This is a genomic window from Flavobacterium foetidum (genome assembly GCF_004634245.1).
GTDB classification, from domain to species: domain Bacteria; phylum Bacteroidota; class Bacteroidia; order Flavobacteriales; family Flavobacteriaceae; genus Flavobacterium; species Flavobacterium foetidum.
Map to the genome: position 1 here is coordinate 192321 of NZ_SJTF01000009.1, position 20212 is coordinate 212532.

General features: G+C 34.3%; 24 protein-coding genes. 7 read left to right on the forward strand and 17 right to left on the reverse strand.

The features are described from left to right. Positions 1–7 precede the first annotated feature (7 nt). Genes E0W73_RS13070 through E0W73_RS13090 form a run of 5 tightly spaced genes read right to left on the reverse strand, consistent with a single transcriptional unit; the run spans position 8 to position 4239 of the window. A complete protein-coding gene (locus E0W73_RS13070) occupies positions 8–538 on the reverse strand; it encodes a MepB family protein (protein ID WP_135222516.1) in 531 nt (176 codons plus the stop codon). A 37-nt stretch (positions 539–575) separates the two neighbouring features. After that, entirely contained in the window at positions 576–2372 is a 1797-nt protein-coding gene (locus tag E0W73_RS13075) for a hypothetical protein (RefSeq protein ID WP_135222517.1), read from the reverse strand. After that, complete coding sequence (locus tag E0W73_RS13080) at positions 2369–2920, reverse strand: RNA polymerase sigma factor (RefSeq protein WP_135222552.1); 552 nt, start codon at positions 2918–2920, stop codon at positions 2369–2371. Before E0W73_RS13080 ends, E0W73_RS13075 begins: the two co-directional genes overlap by 4 nt. 50 nt (positions 2921–2970) lie before the next feature. Next, positions 2971–3369 (reverse strand): hypothetical protein, encoded by a 399-nt coding sequence (locus tag E0W73_RS13085; protein WP_135222518.1) that lies wholly within the window; start codon positions 3367–3369, stop codon positions 2971–2973. 12 nt (positions 3370–3381) lie between these two features. After that, positions 3382–4239: a protease complex subunit PrcB family protein gene (locus tag E0W73_RS13090; protein ID WP_135222519.1), complete on the reverse strand. Its 858-nt coding sequence runs from the start codon at positions 4237–4239 to the stop codon at positions 3382–3384. A 181-nt stretch (positions 4240–4420) separates the two neighbouring features. Here E0W73_RS13090 and E0W73_RS13095 point away from each other — a divergent pair, with 181 nt between their 5' ends. The 5 genes from E0W73_RS13095 (at position 4421) to E0W73_RS13115 (ending at position 8115) form a co-directional block, all read left to right on the forward strand. Beyond that, a complete protein-coding gene (locus E0W73_RS13095) occupies positions 4421–5803 on the forward strand; it encodes a DNA recombination protein RmuC (protein ID WP_135222520.1) in 1383 nt (460 codons plus the stop codon). Positions 5804–5840: 37 nt separating this feature from the next. Continuing rightward, positions 5841–6389 carry an acyl-CoA thioesterase gene (locus E0W73_RS13100; RefSeq protein WP_135222521.1) on the forward strand — a complete coding sequence of 183 codons (549 nt, stop codon included), beginning with the start codon at positions 5841–5843 and terminating at the stop codon, positions 6387–6389. 95 nt (positions 6390–6484) lie between these two features. Beyond that, positions 6485–6880 carry a VOC family protein gene (locus tag E0W73_RS13105; RefSeq protein WP_135222522.1) on the forward strand — a complete coding sequence of 132 codons (396 nt, stop codon included), beginning with the start codon at positions 6485–6487 and terminating at the stop codon, positions 6878–6880. A gap of 11 nt (positions 6881–6891) precedes the next feature. Beyond that, complete coding sequence (locus tag E0W73_RS13110) at positions 6892–7344, forward strand: hypothetical protein (protein ID WP_135222523.1); 453 nt, start codon at positions 6892–6894, stop codon at positions 7342–7344. A 201-nt stretch (positions 7345–7545) separates the two neighbouring features. Further along, positions 7546–8115: a YceI family protein gene (locus E0W73_RS13115; RefSeq protein WP_162847705.1), complete on the forward strand. Its 570-nt coding sequence runs from the start codon at positions 7546–7548 to the stop codon at positions 8113–8115. Here E0W73_RS13115 and E0W73_RS13120 read toward each other — a convergent pair whose 3' ends face one another. Beyond that, positions 8116–9027, reverse strand: a complete 912-nt coding sequence (locus E0W73_RS13120) for a TIGR01777 family oxidoreductase (RefSeq protein WP_135222525.1) — start codon at positions 9025–9027, stop codon at positions 8116–8118. It abuts the gene before it with no gap. 98 nt (positions 9028–9125) lie between these two features. Between E0W73_RS13120 and E0W73_RS13125 the strand changes: the two genes are divergently transcribed. Together E0W73_RS13125 and E0W73_RS13130 are read left to right on the forward strand one after the other, a co-directional pair. Then, on the forward strand, positions 9126–9788 hold the full coding sequence (locus tag E0W73_RS13125; RefSeq protein WP_135222526.1) for a TetR family transcriptional regulator C-terminal domain-containing protein: 663 nt from the start codon (positions 9126–9128) through the stop codon (positions 9786–9788). Further along, a complete protein-coding gene (locus tag E0W73_RS13130) occupies positions 9785–11089 on the forward strand; it encodes an ABC1 kinase family protein (protein WP_135222527.1) in 1305 nt (434 codons plus the stop codon). The genes E0W73_RS13125 and E0W73_RS13130 overlap by 4 nt, the downstream gene beginning before the upstream one ends. 135 nt (positions 11090–11224) lie before the next feature. Here the strand turns inward: E0W73_RS13130 and E0W73_RS13135 are convergent, their stop codons facing one another. The 11 genes from E0W73_RS13135 to E0W73_RS13180 all read right to left on the reverse strand — a co-directional run bounded on the left by E0W73_RS13135 (position 11225) and on the right by E0W73_RS13180 (position 20126). After that, a complete protein-coding gene (locus tag E0W73_RS13135) occupies positions 11225–12517 on the reverse strand; it encodes a cryptochrome/photolyase family protein (RefSeq protein WP_135222528.1) in 1293 nt (430 codons plus the stop codon). A gap of 225 nt (positions 12518–12742) precedes the next feature. Next, positions 12743–13219 carry an SRPBCC family protein gene (locus E0W73_RS13140; RefSeq protein ID WP_135222529.1) on the reverse strand — a complete coding sequence of 159 codons (477 nt, stop codon included), beginning with the start codon at positions 13217–13219 and terminating at the stop codon, positions 12743–12745. A 125-nt stretch (positions 13220–13344) separates the two neighbouring features. Continuing rightward, positions 13345–13785 carry a sterol desaturase family protein gene (locus E0W73_RS13145; RefSeq protein WP_135222530.1) on the reverse strand — a complete coding sequence of 147 codons (441 nt, stop codon included), beginning with the start codon at positions 13783–13785 and terminating at the stop codon, positions 13345–13347. Positions 13786–13870: 85 nt separating this feature from the next. Continuing rightward, positions 13871–14710, reverse strand: a complete 840-nt coding sequence (locus tag E0W73_RS13150; RefSeq protein ID WP_135222531.1) for a phytoene/squalene synthase family protein — start codon at positions 14708–14710, stop codon at positions 13871–13873. Further along, positions 14707–16179 (reverse strand): phytoene desaturase family protein, encoded by a 1473-nt coding sequence (locus E0W73_RS13155; protein WP_135222532.1) that lies wholly within the window; start codon positions 16177–16179, stop codon positions 14707–14709. Before E0W73_RS13155 ends, E0W73_RS13150 begins: the two co-directional genes overlap by 4 nt. A gap of 39 nt (positions 16180–16218) precedes the next feature. After that, a complete protein-coding gene (locus E0W73_RS13160; protein WP_135222533.1) occupies positions 16219–17118 on the reverse strand; it encodes a MerR family transcriptional regulator in 900 nt (299 codons plus the stop codon). Positions 17119–17600: 482 nt separating this feature from the next. Further along, positions 17601–18101 (reverse strand): hypothetical protein, encoded by a 501-nt coding sequence (locus tag E0W73_RS13165; RefSeq protein ID WP_135222534.1) that lies wholly within the window; start codon positions 18099–18101, stop codon positions 17601–17603. Continuing rightward, complete coding sequence (locus E0W73_RS21685) at positions 18091–18225, reverse strand: hypothetical protein (protein ID WP_262710905.1); 135 nt, start codon at positions 18223–18225, stop codon at positions 18091–18093. The genes E0W73_RS13165 and E0W73_RS21685 overlap by 11 nt, the downstream gene beginning before the upstream one ends. A 392-nt stretch (positions 18226–18617) precedes the next feature. Further along, positions 18618–19130, reverse strand: a complete 513-nt coding sequence (locus tag E0W73_RS13170; protein ID WP_135222535.1) for a hypothetical protein — start codon at positions 19128–19130, stop codon at positions 18618–18620. Positions 19131–19150: 20 nt separating this feature from the next. After that, on the reverse strand, positions 19151–19375 hold the full coding sequence (locus E0W73_RS13175) for a hypothetical protein (RefSeq protein WP_135222536.1): 225 nt from the start codon (positions 19373–19375) through the stop codon (positions 19151–19153). 124 nt (positions 19376–19499) lie between these two features. Further along, positions 19500–20126, reverse strand: a complete 627-nt coding sequence (locus E0W73_RS13180) for a hypothetical protein (protein ID WP_135222537.1) — start codon at positions 20124–20126, stop codon at positions 19500–19502. Positions 20127–20212 lie beyond the last annotated feature (86 nt).

A 20212-nucleotide genomic window follows, 5' to 3' on the forward strand; every position in this document is an offset into this window, starting at 1 on the left:
TTTAGAGTTAGTTTGTATAAAATATTGTTTTTATGCGATTGAAATCAATTTCGCTTTTATCAGAAAAAGAAAAAAAATAATCTAATTGCCATTTTTGGGTTTTTTGAGCTTGTTTGCTCGTAGTTTCATCCCAAGGCGGATAAACTCTTGTCGCTCGTATTCCTTCTTTATTTGGAGTTGAAAAAATGCTTTTCTCTAAGAGTATATTTTTTGGAAATATAAAATGTCCCCAGTTTAAATCTTTTCGAACACTCACAATTACAAAATCAATTGGGTCTGAATCGTCAAAAGGCTCAATAGTTCCATTTGAATTACGTTTCCATAACGTCACAAATTGACCTGTTTTTGTCGGAGTTATTTTGGCTTCTCTAAAACAGATTTTTTTTGCGTTGAGCTCAAATCTACAGGCACTGTATTCTTCGCTTTCGTTTTCTTTTGCAAACAAAGAAAATTCAAAATTACAGACATCATAAACCAAATATTTTGCTTCATTAAGCGATGTAGGAATGGGCTGAAATGATTTTGCTGCAGAAGTCATTTAAATCTAAAGTTTTTACAAATAACAGCAAAACTCTTTAAAACGAAAAATTAAGCCCGAAATTAAATCCCCACTGAAATTGATTAAACGATTGGCTGTTAAGCGGATTTATATAATAATTCATTGCTGGCTCTACAAACACATTGGTTTTTTTATAAACTTGATATTGAATGGTGCTGCTCAACGTTGATCCGTAAACAAAATCATTTGCGTTTACATTCTGTCCAATCGATTGCCCGTCTAATACAGCGTGATTAGAAATCAGTCTTCCGACAAAACCTCCAGTATTCAGATTAATGCTGGCTTTCTTTCTGTTAAAAACAGAATACGAAACCTCTAAAGGCATTTCTAGATATCTCAGATTTTGGTCGAGTGTGCCGCTTTTTATGTTATCGCTGTTTACGGCTTCTTTCGTGCTGTTTGAAATTAAGACATAATCAGAACTGCTGCTAAATTGAGCTGCCGGAGCGTTTGAACTTTCATTGCCGGGAGCAAAAAGAGCACCAGTTCTAGCGCTTGCATACGAAATGTTAGCGACACTTTGTCCCAATTCATTGATCTTAAGTCCGGTGCCGACTGCCCATTTTTTAGTAATGCTATATCTTGTTTTTACGCCGTACGAATTGGATTGTTTGGAATCGTTTACATTGCCCAGCGTCTTTTCGTTCTTATAATTTTCAGAATTCGCCACGCCCGCAAAAAGAGCAACAGCCCAACGCTCGCCTTTGGTGAGAGCTTTGTCTTTTTTCTCTTTTTCTTCCTTCGCATTTTCTGGCGTTTGGATTCCTTTTTCCAAGTTTTGAAGTGCAGCTAACTGTATAGAGTCTTGTTTGGTTAGAGCGTTAGCAAACTTTGGATTCTCCTTAGAAATTCCCGAATCTGTAGTTGGGCTGTTTCCGTTTCCAGCTTTAGTCGAAGAAGAATTTGCGGTATTTTTTCCAGAATTATTAGAGTTAGTAAATGCCAGATTAGCAGTGCCGTTTACAGTTTTTGGAGCTTCAAAAATAGAATTTGAAAATGTTTTATTTGTTGCTGGATAAAAATTATTCTGTTTTTTTCCAAATGCAATTCTTTGTTCAGAAACAGGCTGATTGAGCGTTTTTTTACTATTGCTTTTTCCGAATTGCGTTTTTGCGGTCTTGCCTGCTGTTTTTTCGTCAGAAGAAGCAAAGACAAAAGCGGATTGATTCGGAGAATTTCTTTGCGAATTTGGCTCAGTATAATAATTGTTCTGTTTTTGTTTCTTTTGCCCGCTTACTTCATTAGTATGTACAATGCTATGGTTCGCTTTTTTATTTTCTTTTGAGTTATTTGATAATCCGTTTGTTTTTGAAGCTGGATTTGTATTACCGATTTCATTTTTATGAATACCGCTGTCTGTTTTTTCATCGAGTGCCACAGCATCGTTTTTAGGATTGTCAAAAGAATTGTTCTCTAATTCATTTTTATCCTTATCTGCATTTTGATTTATTTTTTCTTCATTTTCGCCAATTCCTGCTGTACTGTTTGTAGAATTGTTTTTTATGATTTTATTTCCGCTCTCCGGAATATTTCGGTTTACATTCGTATTGTTTTTGTTTTCATCAAGAACTACATTGTTGTTTTCAAAACCGTTTTGGTTTGGAGCTTTATTTTCCAAATCCGTAAAATGCAATATAGAAGGAAGCAGCAAGCCTAATAAAAGACACGCAGCAGCCGACCACCAAAGAACAGCCCTTTTTTTCTTTTTTGGTTTGTCCAGTTTTTCTTCAATCTGTCCCCACAATTCAGGAGGCGGAACACTCGAAAAGTTTTCCATTGATGAAAAAATATCCTCTATTTTTTCCTTCTTCATGCTGTTTTAAAATTTTTTATGCTCAAAATTCGTTTCTGCAAAATATGCTTGGCGCGGTTTAAATTTGATTTTGATGTTCCCTCAGAAATTTTCAGTAATTCGGCTATTTCCTTATGCTTCATTTTTTCAAAAACATAGAGGTTAAAAACGGTCCTGTACTGGTCGGGAAGATCCCGTATATATTCCAGAAGTTTTTCCTGTTCTATCGGGATTGCTTCTAATTCTTCCTCTTCGATAAAATCGGTGTCAGGATCAAAAACATCCAGAAAAAAACTCTCTTTTTTCTTTTTGTTGAGTGTTTCAATAAGTTTGTTAATGAAAATCCGCTTCATCCAACCTTCAAAACTTCCTTCAAACTTATATTGGTTTATTTTTTGAAAAACAATTACGAAAGCTTCCTGAAAAACGTCTTTTGCGTCGTCTTCATTTTTCATATACTTCAAGCAGATACCATATAAAACAGGAGAGAACAACTGATAAATTTTCAGTTGTCCCTCTCTGTCATTTTTAAGGCACAGTTTAATGTATTTTTCTAAATCGTCTTTCAAGAAATGGTTCAAATTATTTTGGCAAAAATAGTCTATAAACGTTTACAAAACTATCTTTTGAAGATTGTGCGAACACCTTCTTCGTTATTGGTTATAATTGTTAGGTTTTGATTGTCAAGGTTTTCTATGATGTAAGTCTTGCCCTCAAACGTAATAAGGTCGTGTTCTGACTGGTCAAAAATGCCTATTCCTTTTGATGTCTGATACGTGCTGTTTCGGATCTCAACATTGTTTTTATAAGTGATGATTCTTCCGTTTTCGGTAAAAACAATTTTTTTTGCAAAACCCAAGCTTTTCGGGGTCGAAACATAAGGATTTTTTGCCCCTCCTAATGATTTTTCCCAAGTCCAGGTATTTACGATTGAGCCCGAATCAACCTTAGCAGCATCTGTAGAATAGGCAGTTGTAAAAAGACAGCATACGATAAAAAATGCAATGAGCTTTCTCATAAACTGTGTTTTTTATTTTAAAGCGGTAATCTTATCCTGAATCGCTTTTTTAAATGCTTTTACCTCTGCAGACTGATCGTTTGTGTCTATGTTGTCAATCGAAATTCTGGTAATGTCTTTGCCTTGTCTAAGTTGGAAATAAATACCACCTTGATCTTGAGAATCTGGATCTCCGTACGTTTTAGATTGTCCTTTTAAGTTTAAGATTTCTGTCGGAACAATTTTAAGCAACTGTGTTAATTCACCTCTTTTAATCGTTGCGGTATATTTATACTGGCCGAATTCGTACTGATCTGTAACAACCCCTTGAAACTTCAAGTAATTGTATTCATTAATCTGGAAAAATGTATTGGTAGCGCCAAAACTTCCAATTACAATATAATCAGAACTTTCGTTTGTTTTGTTAAAGTAAATCGGTTTTGAAGTTTTCGGGATTAATGCAAAATCTGAAGGATAAGTTGCAGATGGCGTTGTCGCTTCTCCCGCAGCAGGTTGTTTTTCAAAATAATTTACAATGATTTCACAGCTGTTTTCTACAATAGATGAAATTTTGATTTCGTAACCGCTTGATGGTTTTTGACCAGCGAAGATACCAACCAGTGCATTTTTGGTAAAATCAATATTCGGGTCGCTTGCAACCGTACAAGTGTTGTTATGCTTTGTGAAAATTTGATCCATTTTTTCCTGCGAACCAACAGCGACTGCAGCCGGAGTATTGGTTTGAGTTTTTACTGAATAATTGCATAAAAGCGGAAATCCGCTGAAAACAACTTCTTTATAAGTGCCACAATTCATATAAGCGTCGTCATTACCAAGAGAGCAGGCACTAAATCCAAAAGCTATAAATAAGCCCAGCATTAATTTTTTCATGATTATTTTTTAATAGGTTTATATACTGTAGATGGATCAATTGCGAAATGGTTGCGTCGTCGTGTATTTTTTTTGAAAAAATGTTGATTTAGTTTGCATTGAATACTATTTCGTGAAATTTTTATTTTTGGAATCTGGAACTACGTATTATTGCGTACTTTTACGTAAAATAAACTTAGATATGTTGAATTATGTACCGTTTTTATTAGGTTTCGCCTTGGCCCTTTTTCTAGGAATATACTTAGGAAGATTGCTGTTTCAAAGCAAATCACAGTCGGATAAAGCTGTTTTTGAGGAAAAGCTTCACGCATTAAACAATCAGTTATTGCAACAAAAAGAGCAGTTTGAAACCGAAAAAAGCTATTTTCAGAAACAGCTGCAATTGCTGAACGCTGAAAAAGAAAATATCCGTACAGAAAAAGATAGTCTTGCCATTCAGCTTTCTAAAAAAGAAGTTGATTTCGAAAATTTATGGGAACGCCATAAAGAGCAAAAAAGCGAAATCAATGAGCTTCAGGAAAAATTCACGAAAGAATTCGAAAATCTAGCCAATAAAATCCTTGAAGAAAAATCGGCGAAGTTTACTGAGCAAAATAGTGAAAACATGAAAAATATTCTGTTGCCTTTGCAGGATAAAATTCACGGATTCGAACAAAAAGTCGAACAGACCCACAAAGAAAGCATCGATTATCATGCGGCACTACGTCAGCAGATTATCGGTCTCAGTGAAATGAATGTTCAGATGAGCAAAGAAACCCTTAATCTAACCAAAGCATTAAAAGGCGACAGCAAAATGCAAGGAAATTGGGGCGAGCTGGTATTGGAACGTGTTTTAGAAAAATCAGGCTTAGAAAAAGGACGTGAATATGAAGTGCAGCAGAGTTTTGTGAATACAGAAGGAAACCGCGTTTTTCCAGATGTGGTAATCAATCTTCCTGACGGAAAGAAAATGATTGTCGACTCTAAAGTTTCGCTTGCGGCCTACGAAAAATGGGTCAACGAAGAATCGGAACTACTCAAAACAGAATTTTTGAAAGAACATGTAATTTCTATAAAAAGACATGTTGAGCAGTTGGGAAATAAAAATTACCATGACTTGTACCGAATCGAAAGTCCCGATTTTGTACTGTTATTTATTCCGATGGAACCTGCTTTTGCCATTGCCTTAAATGAAGATCCAGCCTTGTATACCAAAGCGTTTGACCGAAACATTGTAATCGTGACGCCAAGTACGCTCCTCGCAACATTGCGAACGATTGACAGTATGTGGACCAATCAAAAACAACAGGAAAACGCTTTTGAAATTGCAAGACAAGCTGGCGCTCTCTACGACAAATTTGAAGGTTTTGTATCCGACTTAATCCGAATCGGGAATAAAATCAAGGACACCAAAACCGAATACGAAAATGCCATGAATAAACTTGTCGAGGGAAAAGGAAATCTCGTTACAAGTGTCGAAAGATTAAAGAAAATGGGAGCAAAGGCCAAAAAATCGCTTCCCGAAAACATTCTTTCCAGAGCATCAATTTCAGACGAAAACGAACTGCCGGGTTCAGAGCTTTAAACACAAAAAACTATTAAATAATACCAAAAACAAAAACATGACTACAGATTTTAAGCCCGTTTCTTCTTCCAAAATTAGTATTTCAGAATTAATGCTGCCTTCACATACCAATTTCAGTGGTAAAATTCATGGAGGTTATATTTTACAGCTCCTCGATCAGATTGCTTTTGCAAGTGCTTCAAAATTTTGTGGTAATTATTGTGTTACGGCTTCTGTCGATACGGTAAACTTTCTAAAGCCAATCGAAGTAGGTGAATTGGTGACTATGAAAGCTTCTGTAAATTATGTAGGTAGAAGCTCTATGATTGTCGGAATTCGCGTTGAGGCAGAAAACATTCAGACCGGAGTGGTCAAACATTGCAATTCGTCTTATTTTACAATGGTTGCCAAAGACAAAGAAGGAAAAAGCGTTGCTGTTCCTGGACTTATTTTGTCTAATCTTGAAGAAGTGCGCCGTTTTAGAAAATGCATCAAACAGATTGAAGCCAAGAAAGAAATCGAGGAACATGCAAAAGTGGCCAACATAAATTCAATAGAAGATTTGGCAAGCTTGAATCAATATAATGTGTTGCTTGAAATCAGTTAATGAAGTATCAAAATGTAAAATTTAATTCTAAATTATAAAAGCGAGATTGCATATAATTTCTACCTTTAGAATCATAAATTTTAAAACTTCAGAAAATGATTAAGTTCGGATATACAATACTATACGTTGAAGATGTTGAGGAAGCAATTGCTTTTTACGAAAATGCTTTTGGTTTTACAAGAAAATTTGTTTCTCCTGATAATGATTACGGAGAATTGCTAACAGGTGAAACCACACTTTCTTTTGCTTCAAAAAAACTAGCAGCTCAGAATCTGCCTGATGGTTTTTTGGAAAGTAATTTAGAAGACAAGCCTTTTGCAATCGAAATAGGCTTAATAACCGAAGATGTTCCCGAAACACTGCAGAAAGCGACCTCGTTTGGAGCGGTGATTGTTTCGGAGCCGCACGAAAAGCCATGGGGGCAGATTGTAGCATATGCAAGAGACCTTAATGGCTTTTTGATTGAGATTTGTACACAAGTAAAAGCGTAATTGTTAGTTGAATGAATTTTATAACTACCAAACCTTATTTTTTATTTTTAGTATCAACAGTAATTCTGCTTATTGCAGGATTTTTGAATCCACAGAAAAGTATCAGTATTAATATTAAAGATACTTATCTTATAGTTTCAAGAATTGATTTTTGTTTGATTTTCGCTTTTATTTTCGGGCTTTTTTCTTTGCTCTATCTTGTACTGATTAAACTTCGTTTGAACTTAATCCGTTGGATGACGATTTCGCACGTTGTAATCAGCGTTTTAGGGTTTGGGTTAATTGTTTTGCTACATTATTTAATCAAAGACCATAGCCCAAAAGATTTTCTTGAAGTGCTAGACGGAATTGATTACAACAACAATATATACCTGTCAATTACAATTTTGTTTTTCTTAATTGGGTCTGCTCAGTTACTGTTTTTTGTTAATGTATTCTCAGCTTTGATAAAAGGCAGAAATTAGAAAGTAAATAGATTTCTTTAGTAGCACATTAAACTTAGAAAAATTCACAAATATTTAGGATAAAACGGCATCTGGCTTCGCCGAAAATTCGTAACTTTAAGTATGAAGTTCAACGAACTGATTTTCACGGAATACTGCCGTTTTATTTTTTCTTTTTCTCACCAAAAATAAAATGACATAATTGTTTAAATGCAGACGATTATGAAAACAACTACTTTATTAACTTTACTTTTTACCGCTTTTTCGGTTATTGCACAAGATAAATTTTTCACCAATACCGGAACCGTCAATTTTGAAGCTTCTGTGCCTTATTTTGAAGAAATAAAAGCCGTAAACAGACAGGTTGCTATTATTTTGGAACCTAAAACTAGCACTTTTATCTGCACTGTTCTGATCAAAGATTTCCGTTTTAAGTTAGATTTGATGCAACAGCATTTTAATGATAATTATATGGAAAGCCGTCGGTATCCAAAAGCCGTCTTTAAGGGAAAGATTCAGAAGTTTGATTTGAAAGATCTTACGGAAACCGAAAAGCCTTATCAAATCAAGGGAAAACTGATGCTGCGTGGCAAATCTAAGGAGTTTATTGTAAATGCATTTATAAAAAAAGTTGCCGAGGGTATCCAGATTATTTCTGATTTTCCAATTTTGGTTTCAGATTTTGACATTCAGATTCCTATGGCAATTGCTTCTAAAATTGCATCGACAGCCAATACAGAACTTACAGGAATTGTACAAAACGGCGATTTGATGTATGCTGCGTTGAAATAGTTATTTCACGCAATTTATAAGCGTTTTCTCGAGGTCGGTAAATAGAAACTCAAAACCGGTTTTTTGTATTTTGTCTGAAGAAACTCGTTGTCCTTTTAAAACCGCTATGCTCATTTCTCCTAAAAGAAGTTTAAGGAAAAATGTTGGGATTTTGGGAAGCCAGATATTGTATCCGTACAATTCCGCCAGCAATCTTGAAAGCCTTGAGTTGGTGGTGTTGTCTGTAATGCAGGCGTTGTAGGGGCCAATAACTTCTTGATCTTCTATTGCTTTTAGATAAATTCGACATAAATCATCGACATAAATCCACGGAATATATTGTTTTCCAGTTCCCAGAACAGCCCCAAAGCCAGATTTAAAAGTAGGAGTCATTTTTTTCATAAAACCTTGGTCTTTGGCTAAAACGATTCCGGTTCTTATTTTGGCAGTCCGAATATTTAGGGAGCCGATTTTATCAACGGCATTTTCCCATATTTGGCACGTCATACCGAGAAAATCGTTCGCAGGCGGTGTTTCTTCGTTACAGATTTTATGGCTCGTTTTAGCGCCGTAAATCCCGATTCCAGATGCCGAGATAAAACCTTCTAGACTTTTGTTGTGTTTTGTCAGAACAGAGAGAATCAGTTCAATGGGTTTTACGCGACTGTCTATTATTGCTTTTTTGCGTTTTTTGGTCCATCTTTTTTCTACAATGCCTTCTCCTGCGAGATGTATTATAAAATCAGCGTTCAAAATGGCATCTTCTTCGATAAAGTTTTTTTTCAAATCCCATTGATAATAAGTGATTTGTGAGTTGCTTTGGCGGGCAGAACGGCTTAACACAGAGACCGAATAACCATTTTCTAATAGTAAATCGGTCAAATGGGAGCCAATGAATCCTGTTCCTCCAGTTATTAAGATGTTTTTGGACATGAGAGTTTATAATTTATTTAACAGCACAACCTGTTTGACTATAAGTAAAGATACTTAAACATTGCTTACCTTTAAGGCAAATTCTAAATTTTAATATAATGGAAGCTAAAAATAAGATTATCAGCAAAGAAGATATCGTTTCACTATACATGGATACTGTTTTAGAAAAGGGACAAAGACCAAAATCGGTTTATCATTTTGCGAAGGAAAACAATTTTGATGAGTCCGAATTTTATGCTTTTTTTGGAACTTTAGAAGGTTTGGAGAAAGAAATATTCAGAATGTTTTTTAGCAACACGGTTGATTTGCTTCATAAAAATGAGGAGTATCAGCAATATGATATGAAAAATAAAATGCTGAGCTTCTATTTTACCTTTTTCGAGGTTTTAACGGCAAACAGGAGTTATGTTGTCGAAGCTTTGAAACTGCAGAGAAATCCGCTTCGTAATTTGGCACAGCTTTCTGCTCTACGTGATGATTTTAAGGGATATGTTAGTGAGATTTTGACAGATGATTATAGACTGGAAGTAGAAAAACTGCAGAAATTTCAAGAAAAAACCATTCAGGAATCGGCTTGGGTGCAACTCCTGATGACTATTAAATTCTGGATTGATGATGCCTCGCCAGCATTTGAAAAAACGGATATTTTTATTGAAAAATCGGTTAATGCTTCTTTCGAATTAATGAATGTGGCGCCGATTAATCATTTGATAGATTTCGGAAAATTTTTATTCAAAGAAAAAGTGTACAGCGGAAAATGAAAACAATCGATTATATTCCAACTTCAAAAATAGAAAGAGCCGGAAAACTGGTTCAGACTGGTGCCAAAATTGGTGTAAATTATATTAAGCATTATGCTGAAAAAGTTGTCAATCCAGATTTGACGCGAGATAAACTCAACGAAAACAATGCCGAAGATATCTACGACGGATTAAAAAGCTTGAAAGGTAGCGCTCTAAAAGTTGCGCAAATGCTCAGTATGGATAAAAATTTCCTGCCGCAAGCCTATGTAGAGAAATTTTCTCTTTCTCAGTTTTCGGTGCCGCCCTTATCGGCGCCATTGGTTTTAAAAACGTTTAAAAGCAATTTTGGCAAAACACCTTATGAGATTTTTGACGAATTTAATCCGAATTCGGTAAATGCGGCCAGTATCGGCCAGGTGCATCTAGCGGTTAAAGACGGAAAAAAATTGGCGGTCAAAATTCAGTATCCCGGAGTTGCCAATAGTATTTCATCCGATTTGGCTCTGGTAAAACCTATTGCCATTCGAATGTTTAATCTGCAAGGAAAAGATTCTGATAAATACTTTAAGGAAGTTGAAGACAAGCTTATCGAAGAGACAAATTATCTTCTAGAATTAAAACAGAGCAGAGAAGTAGTAGATGCTTGCAGCAAAATCGAAAATATACTTTTTCCGAATTATTATCCTGAGTTTTCGTCAGAGAAAATCATTACGATGGACTGGATGACGGGAATTCATCTTTCTGAATTCACTGCGTCAAATAATGACCAAGCGGCTGGAGACCAATTAGGACAAGCACTTTGGGACTTTTATATGTATCAAATTCATGTGCTTCGAAAAGTACATGCTGATCCGCATCCTGGGAACTTTTTGGTAGATGAAAACAACACTCTTATTGCGTTAGATTTTGGTTGCATGAAACAGATTCCAGAGGATTTTTACACACCTTATTTTGAACTGATCAATAAAAATGTGATTACAGACGAAAAACGTTTTAATGAGAAATTGTTAGAATTGGAAATTCTTCGCCCTGATGATACTCCGGCTGAAGTGGCCTATTTTACCGAAATGTTTCACGAGCTGTTGTCGCTTTTCACCCAGCCTTTTCAGAACGAAACTTTCGATTTTGCGGATGAAACTTTCTTTAACGCGATTGCACAATTAGGAAAACGTTTCTCTGAAGATACCAATCTCAGAAAAATGAACGGAAACCGCGGCTCGAAACATTTTATATATATGAACCGTACTTTCTTTGGATTATACAATTTAATGTTCGATTTGAAAGCTAAAATCGTTGTAGATAATTATTTGAAATATTAAGAGTTTGTTTGAGGTTTCAAGTTTCAAGTTTCAGGTTGCTAGAGCTTTGCGTATAGCGCTTTTTCAAAGTTTTTTAATCTGCTGATCGGCTAAATCTGCGTGAAACTTGAAACCTGAAACCTGAAACAAAATAAACTATTTCAAAATTCCCTCTTTATAAACCGAGATAGCTCGATCTCTCGCAAAGGCATGATTAACCATTGGTTCATTGTAACCCAAATCAAATTCGGGAATCCATTTGCGGATATATTCTCCTTTTTCGTCAAATTTTTTCTGTTGGATTTCGGGATTAAAAACCCTGAAATAAGGTGCTGCATCGCAACCAGTTCCTGCGGCCCATTGCCAGTTTCCAACATTCGATGCCAGCTCAAAGTCTAATAGCTTTTCAGCAAAATAAGCTTCTCCCCATTGCCAGCTGATCAGTAAATGTTTGCATAAAAAACTCGCCGTAATCATACGTACACGATTGTGCATATAACCCGTTTCGTTAAGTTGGCGCATTCCGGCATCTACCATTGGGTAGCCAGTTGTTCCTGTGCACCAGCGTTTAAAATCTTCTTCATTATTGCGCCAATTTATTCCATCGTAATTGGATTTAAAATTGCGATTTACCACTTTTGGAAAACTGAATAGAATCTGGATAAAAAATTCCCGCCAGATTAATTCGCTCAGAAAAGTTTGGTTTTTTCTATTGGCCCAGTTTACCAGCTTACGAATACTCACCGTACCAAAACGCAGATGTGGCGAAAGATAGGAGGTACTGTCTAATGCCGGAAAATCGCGTGTTTCTTTATAATTTTCAATCTGAGTGAGGTTGTGAGGCTGAACTTTTATAGAACTTCTGTCAAAACCGATTGCTGCTAGTTCTGGAAATGTAAATTTGTTTTGGGCAAATTTTGAGAAAAAGGGCTTTGTATCATGTTCTTCGGCACCGAGAATTTGATATTTTTCCAGCCATTTGTTTTTGTAGGGAGTATAGACCGTGTATGGAAGTCCGTCTTGCTTTACGATTTCTTTTTCTTCAAAAATCACATGATCTTTAAACGAAAATACTTCAACATTATGCTGTTTTAATAATTCAGAAACGGCTAGGTCGCGTTTTATGGCAGATGGCTCGTAGTCTTTGTTATAAAACATCTCTTGTATGTCATATTCTTCTAAGAGCGATTTCCAAACGGCTAATGGTTTTCCTTTTTTGATTAAAATCGAAGAACCGTATTTTTGGAGTTCAACATCTATTTTTTGAAGCGAATCAAAGATAAAGGTTACCCTTGCGTCATTTTTTGGAAGATTGTCGAGTATGTCTTCATCAAAAATAAAAAGCGGCATAATCGGAAAGTCGGACTGCAATGCATTGAATAATCCGAAATTATCGTCTAAACGAAGATCGCGTCTGAACCAGAAAAAATTGTTTTTTTGTTTTGTCATTTTTAGGGTAAGAATTAGTTTCCCGAAATCTTTGTTGGATTCTATTTTAGAATTAAATAAAGTTGTTGGGTTAAATTATTTACAACACATAGGAACATAGAGCTAAACTTAAAAAATGCGTTTCACTAGTCTAAATGCACATAGTTTAGCTATGTGTGGAAACTTGTTTGTTCCATTTTTCTTTTTTCGGCACAAAAAACTATGCTTCTATGTGTTAAAATGCTTTTATTTTTTAATTATACCCAAGGGGTTAAATAATTCTTCGACTTTGTTGCGTCGGTAGTCAAAGATTGATTTGAGTTTGTCTTGAATAATTAATCGATTCATCAGACGTCCTAAATATCCGAATGGAAGAGCGTAATGCACAACATCGGTCATTTTTATTCCATTTTCGGTCGGTTCAAAAAAATGCTTATGATGCCATAATTTATATGGTCCAAAACGCTGCACATCGATAAAATAGTGATGGTCTTTGACAAAAGTAATTTCGGTTACCCAAGAAATCTTGATTCCGAGGAGCGGTTTTAGCGTATACGTAATGATTTGACCGGGATACATTCTTTTTTCGTCAAAATCCTGAATGGTAAAACTCATATTGTCGAGCGTGATTGTCTGCAGGTTTTTTGGACTCGAAAAAAAGTCCCAACATTCTTCTATAGTAGTATTAATGTGCTGTACAGTTTCTATTTTGTATAATTTCATAACGCAGATTATTACGAATGGTTCTTGTTTTACGTGAGCGTTAGGGGTTGTAGCGGAGCTCTCCCGATTTTTCATCGGGAAGCGTGAGTGTAAAACCCGACCCAGAGGGAAACGCCCAAATTGTTCTACATTTTATAATATTTAAAAGGAACAAACAACATTCCGAAACATTCTCCGTGTTCTTTTCCGAGGTGCTTATGATGAATTTTATGCGCTTTTCTTAGTCCGATGAGGTATTTGTTTTTGGTGTTTTTAAACCATTTAAATCGCTGGTGAATCAAAACATCGTGAATTAAGAAATAACATACTCCATAAAGCGTAACCCCGCACGCGATAAAAAACAAGTAATTGAAATCGGCTTTTACGCCAAAATAAAAAAGTAAAATACTGGGTATGGCGAATATGACAAAAAAAATGTCGTTTCGCTCAAAAGTATCTTCGTATTTCGGCTGGTGATGATCGGAATGAAAATACCACATAAAGCCATGCATAACATATTTATGCGTAAGCCAAGTAATGCATTCCATAAACAAAAAAACGCCTATAAAGATTAAAAAAGAAATCATTTTGTTGTTGTTGCTGTATTAAAGTTATGATTTAAAATCGTAAAAAAAGAGCTTTTGTTTATTTGGTTTGGTTTTTTGAGGTTCTTTACACCATTTTCAGTTTATAGGTTACAAAGGACTGTGCCAGAAGTCCCGCTTTTGTGTAATTGGAAACTCGTATTCTGGCATTTCCTATTTCGTGGCACGGCGTGTTCTTTAACTTTTTAAGCAGTTTTTTATAATAAATGTAAGCTGTATAAACACCGAATTTGGCTTCAATCGGTAGTTTTATAATTCCTTGAAAAGCCATTTTAAAATCGTCTTCAATTTCGTTTATAATGGCTGTTTTGGCGTTTTCGTCGAAATTCTTAAGGTCGATTCCAGGAAAATAATTTCGATTTAAAATAAGATTATCATCTTTTAGATCTCTCAGGAAATTGACTTTCTGAAAAGCCGATCCCAGTTTCATCGCTTCTTGTTTTAGCTGCTCGTATTTTTGATTGTTTCCTTTCACAAAAACCTTTAAACACATAAGTCCGACAACATCTGCCGATCCATAAATGTAATCTTCGTACTCGCTTTTGGTGGTGTAAGTAGACTTGATAAGGTCGAGTTTCATGCTCTTTAGAAACGCCTGAATCAAATCGTCTGTAATATTATATTGTTTTACTGTCTGCTGAAACGAGTTCAGAATTGGATTAAGGCTGATGCCCAGTTGTGCGGCCTTATAATACTCGGTTTCAAAATCGTCTAGAAGGTATTCTTTTTCGTAATCGTGAAAAGAATCTACAATTTCGTCTGCGAGGCGAACAAAACCGTAAATGCTATAAATGCCATCTCGAATGCTTGGAGAAAGCATTTTTACGGCAAGGGAAAAAGAAGTGCTGTAGCTCTGGGTTATCAGCTTACTGCATTTGAAAGAAGCGGCGTCGAATAGTGATTTCATTGTAAAGCTTTTAAAGATTTTTGAATTAATTCTGCCGCTAATTTTCCCGAAATTAAAGCAGGTGGAACTCCCGGTCCCGGAACAGTGAGCTGTCCTGTAAAATACAAGTTACGAACTTTTTTGCTTTTTAGTTTCGGCCTTAAAAAAGCCGTCTGAAACAAAGTGTTGGCCATTCCGTAGGCATTTCCTTTGTATGCATTATAATCGGCTACAAAGTCATTTTTGCAGAATGATTTTTTATAGATAATCGCGTCACGAATGTTTTGATTGGTCAGTTTTTCAAAACGAGTAATTATTTTATCAAAATATTGTTGGCGAAGTTCTTCAGAATCTTCGATTCCGGGCGCAAGAGGAATCAGGAAAAAACCAGACTCCATTCCATCTGGTGCGGCAGTCGAATCTGTTTTTGATGGAAAATTGGCATAAAAAAGCGGTTCGTCAGGCCATTTCGGGTTATCGTAAATCGCTTCGGCATGCTGATTAAAATCGGTGTCAAAAAATAAGGCGTGGTGCGAAATGTTTTCTATTTTTTTATTGAAACCCACAAAGAATAGGAGAGAAGAAGGCGCAAAAACGCGGCTTTCCCAATATTTTTGAGAATAAGTCTGATATTGTTCTTCTAATAAACTTTCGCTGTGCTGATAATCGGCACCGCTAACTACGATATCTGATGGGATAAATGTTTTGTTTAAAATGACCCCGACTGCAGTTTTGTCCTTAACCTCTATTTTTTCAATCGGAGAATTTGTCTTAATGGTTACGCCAAGCTCTAGAGCTAGCTTTTCTAATCCTCGTACAACATCAAACATTCCTGTTTTAGGATGCCAGGTTCCGAGGCCGAAATCGGCATAATTCATAAAATTGTAAAAAGAAGGTGTTTTAGATGGTTTGGCGCCCAAAAACAAAACCGGAAATTCGAGAATCTGAATCAGTTTTTTGTTTTTGAATTTTTTTTGGATGCCGCGACTGACCGAACCAAAAAACTGATTCAGTTTTAGAATGGTTTTTGGAGTAATAAGTTCCAATGGCGAAACACCCGGACGATAAACCAAATCTTTGATGGCAATGTCGTAATTGCTTTTTGCCTCCGAAATAAAGCTTTGCAATTTAAGCGAGCTGCCTTTTTCAATAGATTCAAAAGTCTGTTTGATTTCTTCTAAATTATCATAAATGCTAACAAAATCGTTTATTCCGAAATAGACCCTGTATGCGGGATTGAGCTTAATAAGCTCATAATAATCAGAAGTCTTTTTGTTGAAGTCTTTGAAGAAATTCTCAAACACATCGGGCATCCAATACCAGCTTGGCCCCATATCAAAGGTAAAACCTGCAGCTTTAAACTGCCTGGCTCTTCCGCCTATAGTTTCGTTTTTCTCGTATATAGTGACGCTATGACCTTGTTGCGCCAGATAACATGCGCAAGAAAGAGCAGCAAAACCAGAACCTATTATTGTGACAGTTTTTCTCATTTGTTTAACAAATATAGAAAAACTTTAAACAAAATAAAACTACATCATGTTAATAGTTTCTTCCATCGAATCAAAAACACGAATTCTGTCTGATAGAATTTTTGGGTCTATATGTTCGGTCATTTTACCCATAAGCCAGATTTCGTTGTTTTTTTGCAGCAATTTCTGTCCCATTGATTTTACGTACTGGTTGATAACAGTTCGGTCCGGCTGAATAGTCATGAACGAAACAAATGTGATATTTTCAAAATGTCTTGTCAAATCCTGAAGATTTTCTATAGGCATGCTTTCGCCTAAGTATATGGTTTTGTAGCCTTTATCGAGAATTTCGTATTGAAGATACAATAATCCGATTTGGTGAATTTCATTTAGCGGAAGCGACAATACAAAAATACGATCGGTTTTGGTTGGCTTTTTGATTTGCAGGCTTTCGGTATAAATCAAAATTTTCTGCTTGATCAAATAACTCATAAAATGTTCATTTGCAGGTGTTATGGTTTCGGACTGCCATAAAAGTCCGAGTTCTTTAAGAAGCGGGAGAAAATGTTCTTTGAAAACTTCTTTGAATGTCTTCTCCGAGATAAGCCAGTCAAAAGTATTGAAGAATAATTCCTGGTCAAAATTCATCATTGCCATTTTAAAAGAAGTAATGGCGTAGTTTTGAGAGTTTTTCTTAGAAATGATTTCGCGAACCAATTGCGGAATTTTTTCTTCTGGATAAGTTGCGATTTTAGAAATCTTATAACCGTACTCGTGCAGTAAGGTTATATTTAAAAGTTTTTGCAGGTTTTGCAGATTATAAAGGCGAATATTGGTGTCTGTACGCATAGGCTCGAGAATGTTATATCTCTTCTCCCAGATGCGTATCGTGTGGGCTTTTATTCCAGATAAGTTCTCAAGGTCTTTAATGCTGAAGACGGTCTTAATGTTGTTTATCATTTTTTCGGATTGGATGAACAAATGTAGAATAAAAAGTTAAATTCAACCTTAAAACAACCTTAAAAACATAGATTATTAGCGATTTACGGGTTTAAAAACCGTTTTTTATATAAAAAAAGTTTGCTTTTTTGTAAAAAAAATATTATTTTAAGTTAAAATAAAAAAATGGCTGCAATAATAATTTGTAACTTTTTAGGTACAAAAAAATGAATCTTATTTACAAATCGATTGCTGTTTTTGGTGTCGCTTTGACTTTACCATTTTACTACTATTCGTGTAAACAGGTTTGACTGTTCCTCCTTTTGCTTTTGTATCATAATGATATTTAGAATCCACCAATACCACATGCAACCATTATAATTGAAGTACCTTTTCCTCTCTCATCATTTCATGATCTAGTCCTAATCCCAAGAGCATTTCATGTGGTCCAGCTGGTGAGGTGCCAAGTCCATCACTTACCAGCCACTATATTGTGATTGCGTTTAGTTTTTAAAAAGATACCTGTATTTTCCGCAATCTCTTTTTAGGAATATTTTTTTATTCTGAAGAAAGTTCGTGTAACAGTATTTGTTGCATTTAAAATCAAATTTCGCAATACCAATTAATTCGTCTTTTTTGTAAAAAAGCATTATGTCTTGATAGCAATTCAGACATTTGTAATCAGGGAAATATTCGCCTGGGTTGTGACCTGTGAAAAAATCTTTAAGCTGGATAGATAATTCATCATTGATTTCATTTTTCACAAACCCAAATTGAGGTAGATTTTTATAATGAGTTTTATTATTCTCGTTAACAAAATCAGAATAGTAAACCTCAAACCTAGGAGTATTATCTGGAGGGCCTGGGATTTTATAATAATCACTATGATAATATTCTACTTTGTCATAAAATAAGGTGTTATCTTTATCCTTAACACAACTAAATGAAATAATACTTATAAGTAAAGCAATCATTTCTTTTTTAAATAATAAATTACTTTTCATTAATTATTTTTTTTACCTCTTTACTATTCGGTTTCCAATCCCAAGGAAATGACTTAATGAGTTTTCCGCCTTTATATACATTCCAAGAGCCTTTGTTTTTAGTTCCATTTGTAGCTGTACCCATTTATTCTCCATTTTCGTTGTAAAGTACATTTCCAGTGGCACCTACAGTAATTAAACCAGTAGATGAAAACTATTTGCTTCATAAAGGGATTTGCTAAAAAAAGAGAAGTAAGACGAATAAGGTTTCGAACACTTGTGATTGTAAATCCGCGCTAACGGTTTGAAAATCTGTGCAATGGTATCTCACCTTGTTTTTTCAAATTCTCAATTAAATTATGCTTACTTATCCCATTTATTAAAGTATCACCTAAAGTAGTAGTATTTACAACGTATTAAAGCTTGCCTTCAAAAGATTGAGAATTAATATGAAGTGCAAAAAAGAAGAAAAATAAAGAATTAAATTTTTCATTTAGTTTTTTTTGTATTATTAATAATTTATGTCTTTTCTATATTCTATTTTTTAATCAACTCATATTCCTGTACTACATAAATATTAAAAATAGATCTTTTGTATTCTAATCTTAATAAATAATTATCAATAATATTTTTTCTCTCCAAATGGTTATGATTTTTAAATCCTACACTATAAACTTTATTATCAAAATAAAAAAGCAATCTATCTGATCGACCAGAAATATAATTTGATATTTTGCATTTTTTTTCAAAAATTTCATTCTGGCTTTTAAATATTATATATTCATTGATTGGAATTTTTAAAATTAAAGCGATATAAATGGAAAAAAAAGAAACCGTTATCATTACGAAAAAATAGTTCCAAATGCCTTTTGTTATTTTAATTTTATCCTTAACCTCTAATACAGATAATATAATAAAGGATAATGAAAATAATATCCAAAAAATATATTTAGGAGAGTTTAATATCAATTGATTGTCTCGTAGATATAATACTATACCTATTAGCAGTAAAAAATAAATCCACTTACTCTTTAAAATTTTATTTATCATTTTCTTTTTGTTTATCTTTTCTATATTGATTTGCTTTTTTTTGAAATGGTTCCTTTTTGAACAGCATCTTTTGTCTTTTGTCGTAAAAGGTTATTTGTACCTTTTAATGCTTTGTTTCCTTGCTCTTTTACCTTTTTAAAATAATTTTTAATTCTGGTAGGAGATTCACCATTTTCAACTTTATTTAGCATTTTATTTACTTTAGGTATTAAAGCCTTATTTTCAATCTTCAAACTACCAAGCATTTCTTCAGCTTTTACTGCTCATCTTTAGAATAATTCTTAAGAATTTTTATTCCTTTTCAATAGGTTAGAAGTCTAAATCTCACATCACTTACTTTGAAACACTACCGGGAAAACACTACCTCTTTTACTCTCTACCTTCTGTCCAATAAGGCATTTTATAAAAATAATCATCTAAAGTTCCTTCTGAAAGTTTATAGCTAAATTTGTTTTTTATCTTAGTTATTAATAAAAGTATCTCCTGATAAGTTAATTTATTGACATCTATATCTTTACCTTCTTTATCGACAACCTCGCTAAGAATAATTTTATTGTTTTTATAATCAATTTTAAATACAGAAGGGCGATCAACTCCAAATTTGGTAATTCCATATACTGGCATAAGTTTGTCATTTAGAATATACAACGAAAAAGGTCGGTTTTTCACAGATTGAAAATTGGGAAGTAGTGAATTGATAGCCAATTTTAAATTTTCTTTTTTATCAAAAAGTACCCTACTGCGAAATCCGTTATATAAAATTTTATAATTCGAATCAGAAAATACAACCTGACATTTCTTTAATTCATCAATACCAAAATCATCAAAATGATTATCACATATATATCCATTTTGAATTAATTTATCCATATCTGATAGATATTCGATTTTCAGTCCTTGATCTTTGCACTCATGGTCTTTTTTATTTGTACAAAAAATAAAAAGGAATACTAAAAAAAAACTATATTTTACCGTTTTATTTACTTTTTCATTCATTATTTAACTAATTAATTTTTTAATGTACGGAAAATCTTTTTTGTTTCAGGAACATCTCCAAATCTGTTGTTAGGTCTTGAATATTT

Coding starts and splice junctions, on each gene's coding strand:
- E0W73_RS13170 (WP_135222535.1), bottom strand. CDS start 19,130: ATGATAAATAAAATTTTAAAGAGTAAGTGGATTTATTTTTTACTGCTA.
- E0W73_RS13125 (WP_135222526.1), top strand. CDS start 9,126: ATGGAAGCTAAAAATAAGATTATCAGCAAAGAAGATATCGTTTCACTA.
- E0W73_RS13100 (WP_135222521.1), top strand. CDS start 5,841: ATGACTACAGATTTTAAGCCCGTTTCTTCTTCCAAAATTAGTATTTCA.
- E0W73_RS13105 (WP_135222522.1), top strand. CDS start 6,485: ATGATTAAGTTCGGATATACAATACTATACGTTGAAGATGTTGAGGAA.
- E0W73_RS13085 (WP_135222518.1), bottom strand. CDS start 3,369: ATGAGAAAGCTCATTGCATTTTTTATCGTATGCTGTCTTTTTACAACT.
- E0W73_RS13090 (WP_135222519.1), bottom strand. CDS start 4,239: ATGAAAAAATTAATGCTGGGCTTATTTATAGCTTTTGGATTTAGTGCC.
- E0W73_RS13145 (WP_135222530.1), bottom strand. CDS start 13,785: ATGATTTCTTTTTTAATCTTTATAGGCGTTTTTTTGTTTATGGAATGC.
- E0W73_RS13135 (WP_135222528.1), bottom strand. CDS start 12,517: ATGACAAAACAAAAAAACAATTTTTTCTGGTTCAGACGCGATCTTCGT.
- E0W73_RS13075 (WP_135222517.1), bottom strand. CDS start 2,372: ATGAAGAAGGAAAAAATAGAGGATATTTTTTCATCAATGGAAAACTTT.
- E0W73_RS13155 (WP_135222532.1), bottom strand. CDS start 16,179: ATGAGAAAAACTGTCACAATAATAGGTTCTGGTTTTGCTGCTCTTTCT.
- E0W73_RS13150 (WP_135222531.1), bottom strand. CDS start 14,710: ATGAAATCACTATTCGACGCCGCTTCTTTCAAATGCAGTAAGCTGATA.
- E0W73_RS13110 (WP_135222523.1), top strand. CDS start 6,892: ATGAATTTTATAACTACCAAACCTTATTTTTTATTTTTAGTATCAACA.
- E0W73_RS13095 (WP_135222520.1), top strand. CDS start 4,421: ATGTTGAATTATGTACCGTTTTTATTAGGTTTCGCCTTGGCCCTTTTT.
- E0W73_RS13160 (WP_135222533.1), bottom strand. CDS start 17,118: ATGATAAACAACATTAAGACCGTCTTCAGCATTAAAGACCTTGAGAAC.
- E0W73_RS13175 (WP_135222536.1), bottom strand. CDS start 19,375: ATGCTTGGTAGTTTGAAGATTGAAAATAAGGCTTTAATACCTAAAGTA.
- E0W73_RS13165 (WP_135222534.1), bottom strand. CDS start 18,101: ATGAAAAGTAATTTATTATTTAAAAAAGAAATGATTGCTTTACTTATA.
- E0W73_RS13140 (WP_135222529.1), bottom strand. CDS start 13,219: ATGAAATTATACAAAATAGAAACTGTACAGCACATTAATACTACTATA.
- E0W73_RS21685 (WP_262710905.1), bottom strand. CDS start 18,225: ATGGGTACAGCTACAAATGGAACTAAAAACAAAGGCTCTTGGAATGTA.
- E0W73_RS13130 (WP_135222527.1), top strand. CDS start 9,785: ATGAAAACAATCGATTATATTCCAACTTCAAAAATAGAAAGAGCCGGA.
- E0W73_RS13120 (WP_135222525.1), bottom strand. CDS start 9,027: ATGTCCAAAAACATCTTAATAACTGGAGGAACAGGATTCATTGGCTCC.
- E0W73_RS13115 (WP_162847705.1), top strand. CDS start 7,546: ATGAAAACAACTACTTTATTAACTTTACTTTTTACCGCTTTTTCGGTT.
- E0W73_RS13180 (WP_135222537.1), bottom strand. CDS start 20,126: ATGAATGAAAAAGTAAATAAAACGGTAAAATATAGTTTTTTTTTAGTA.
- E0W73_RS13070 (WP_135222516.1), bottom strand. CDS start 538: ATGACTTCTGCAGCAAAATCATTTCAGCCCATTCCTACATCGCTTAAT.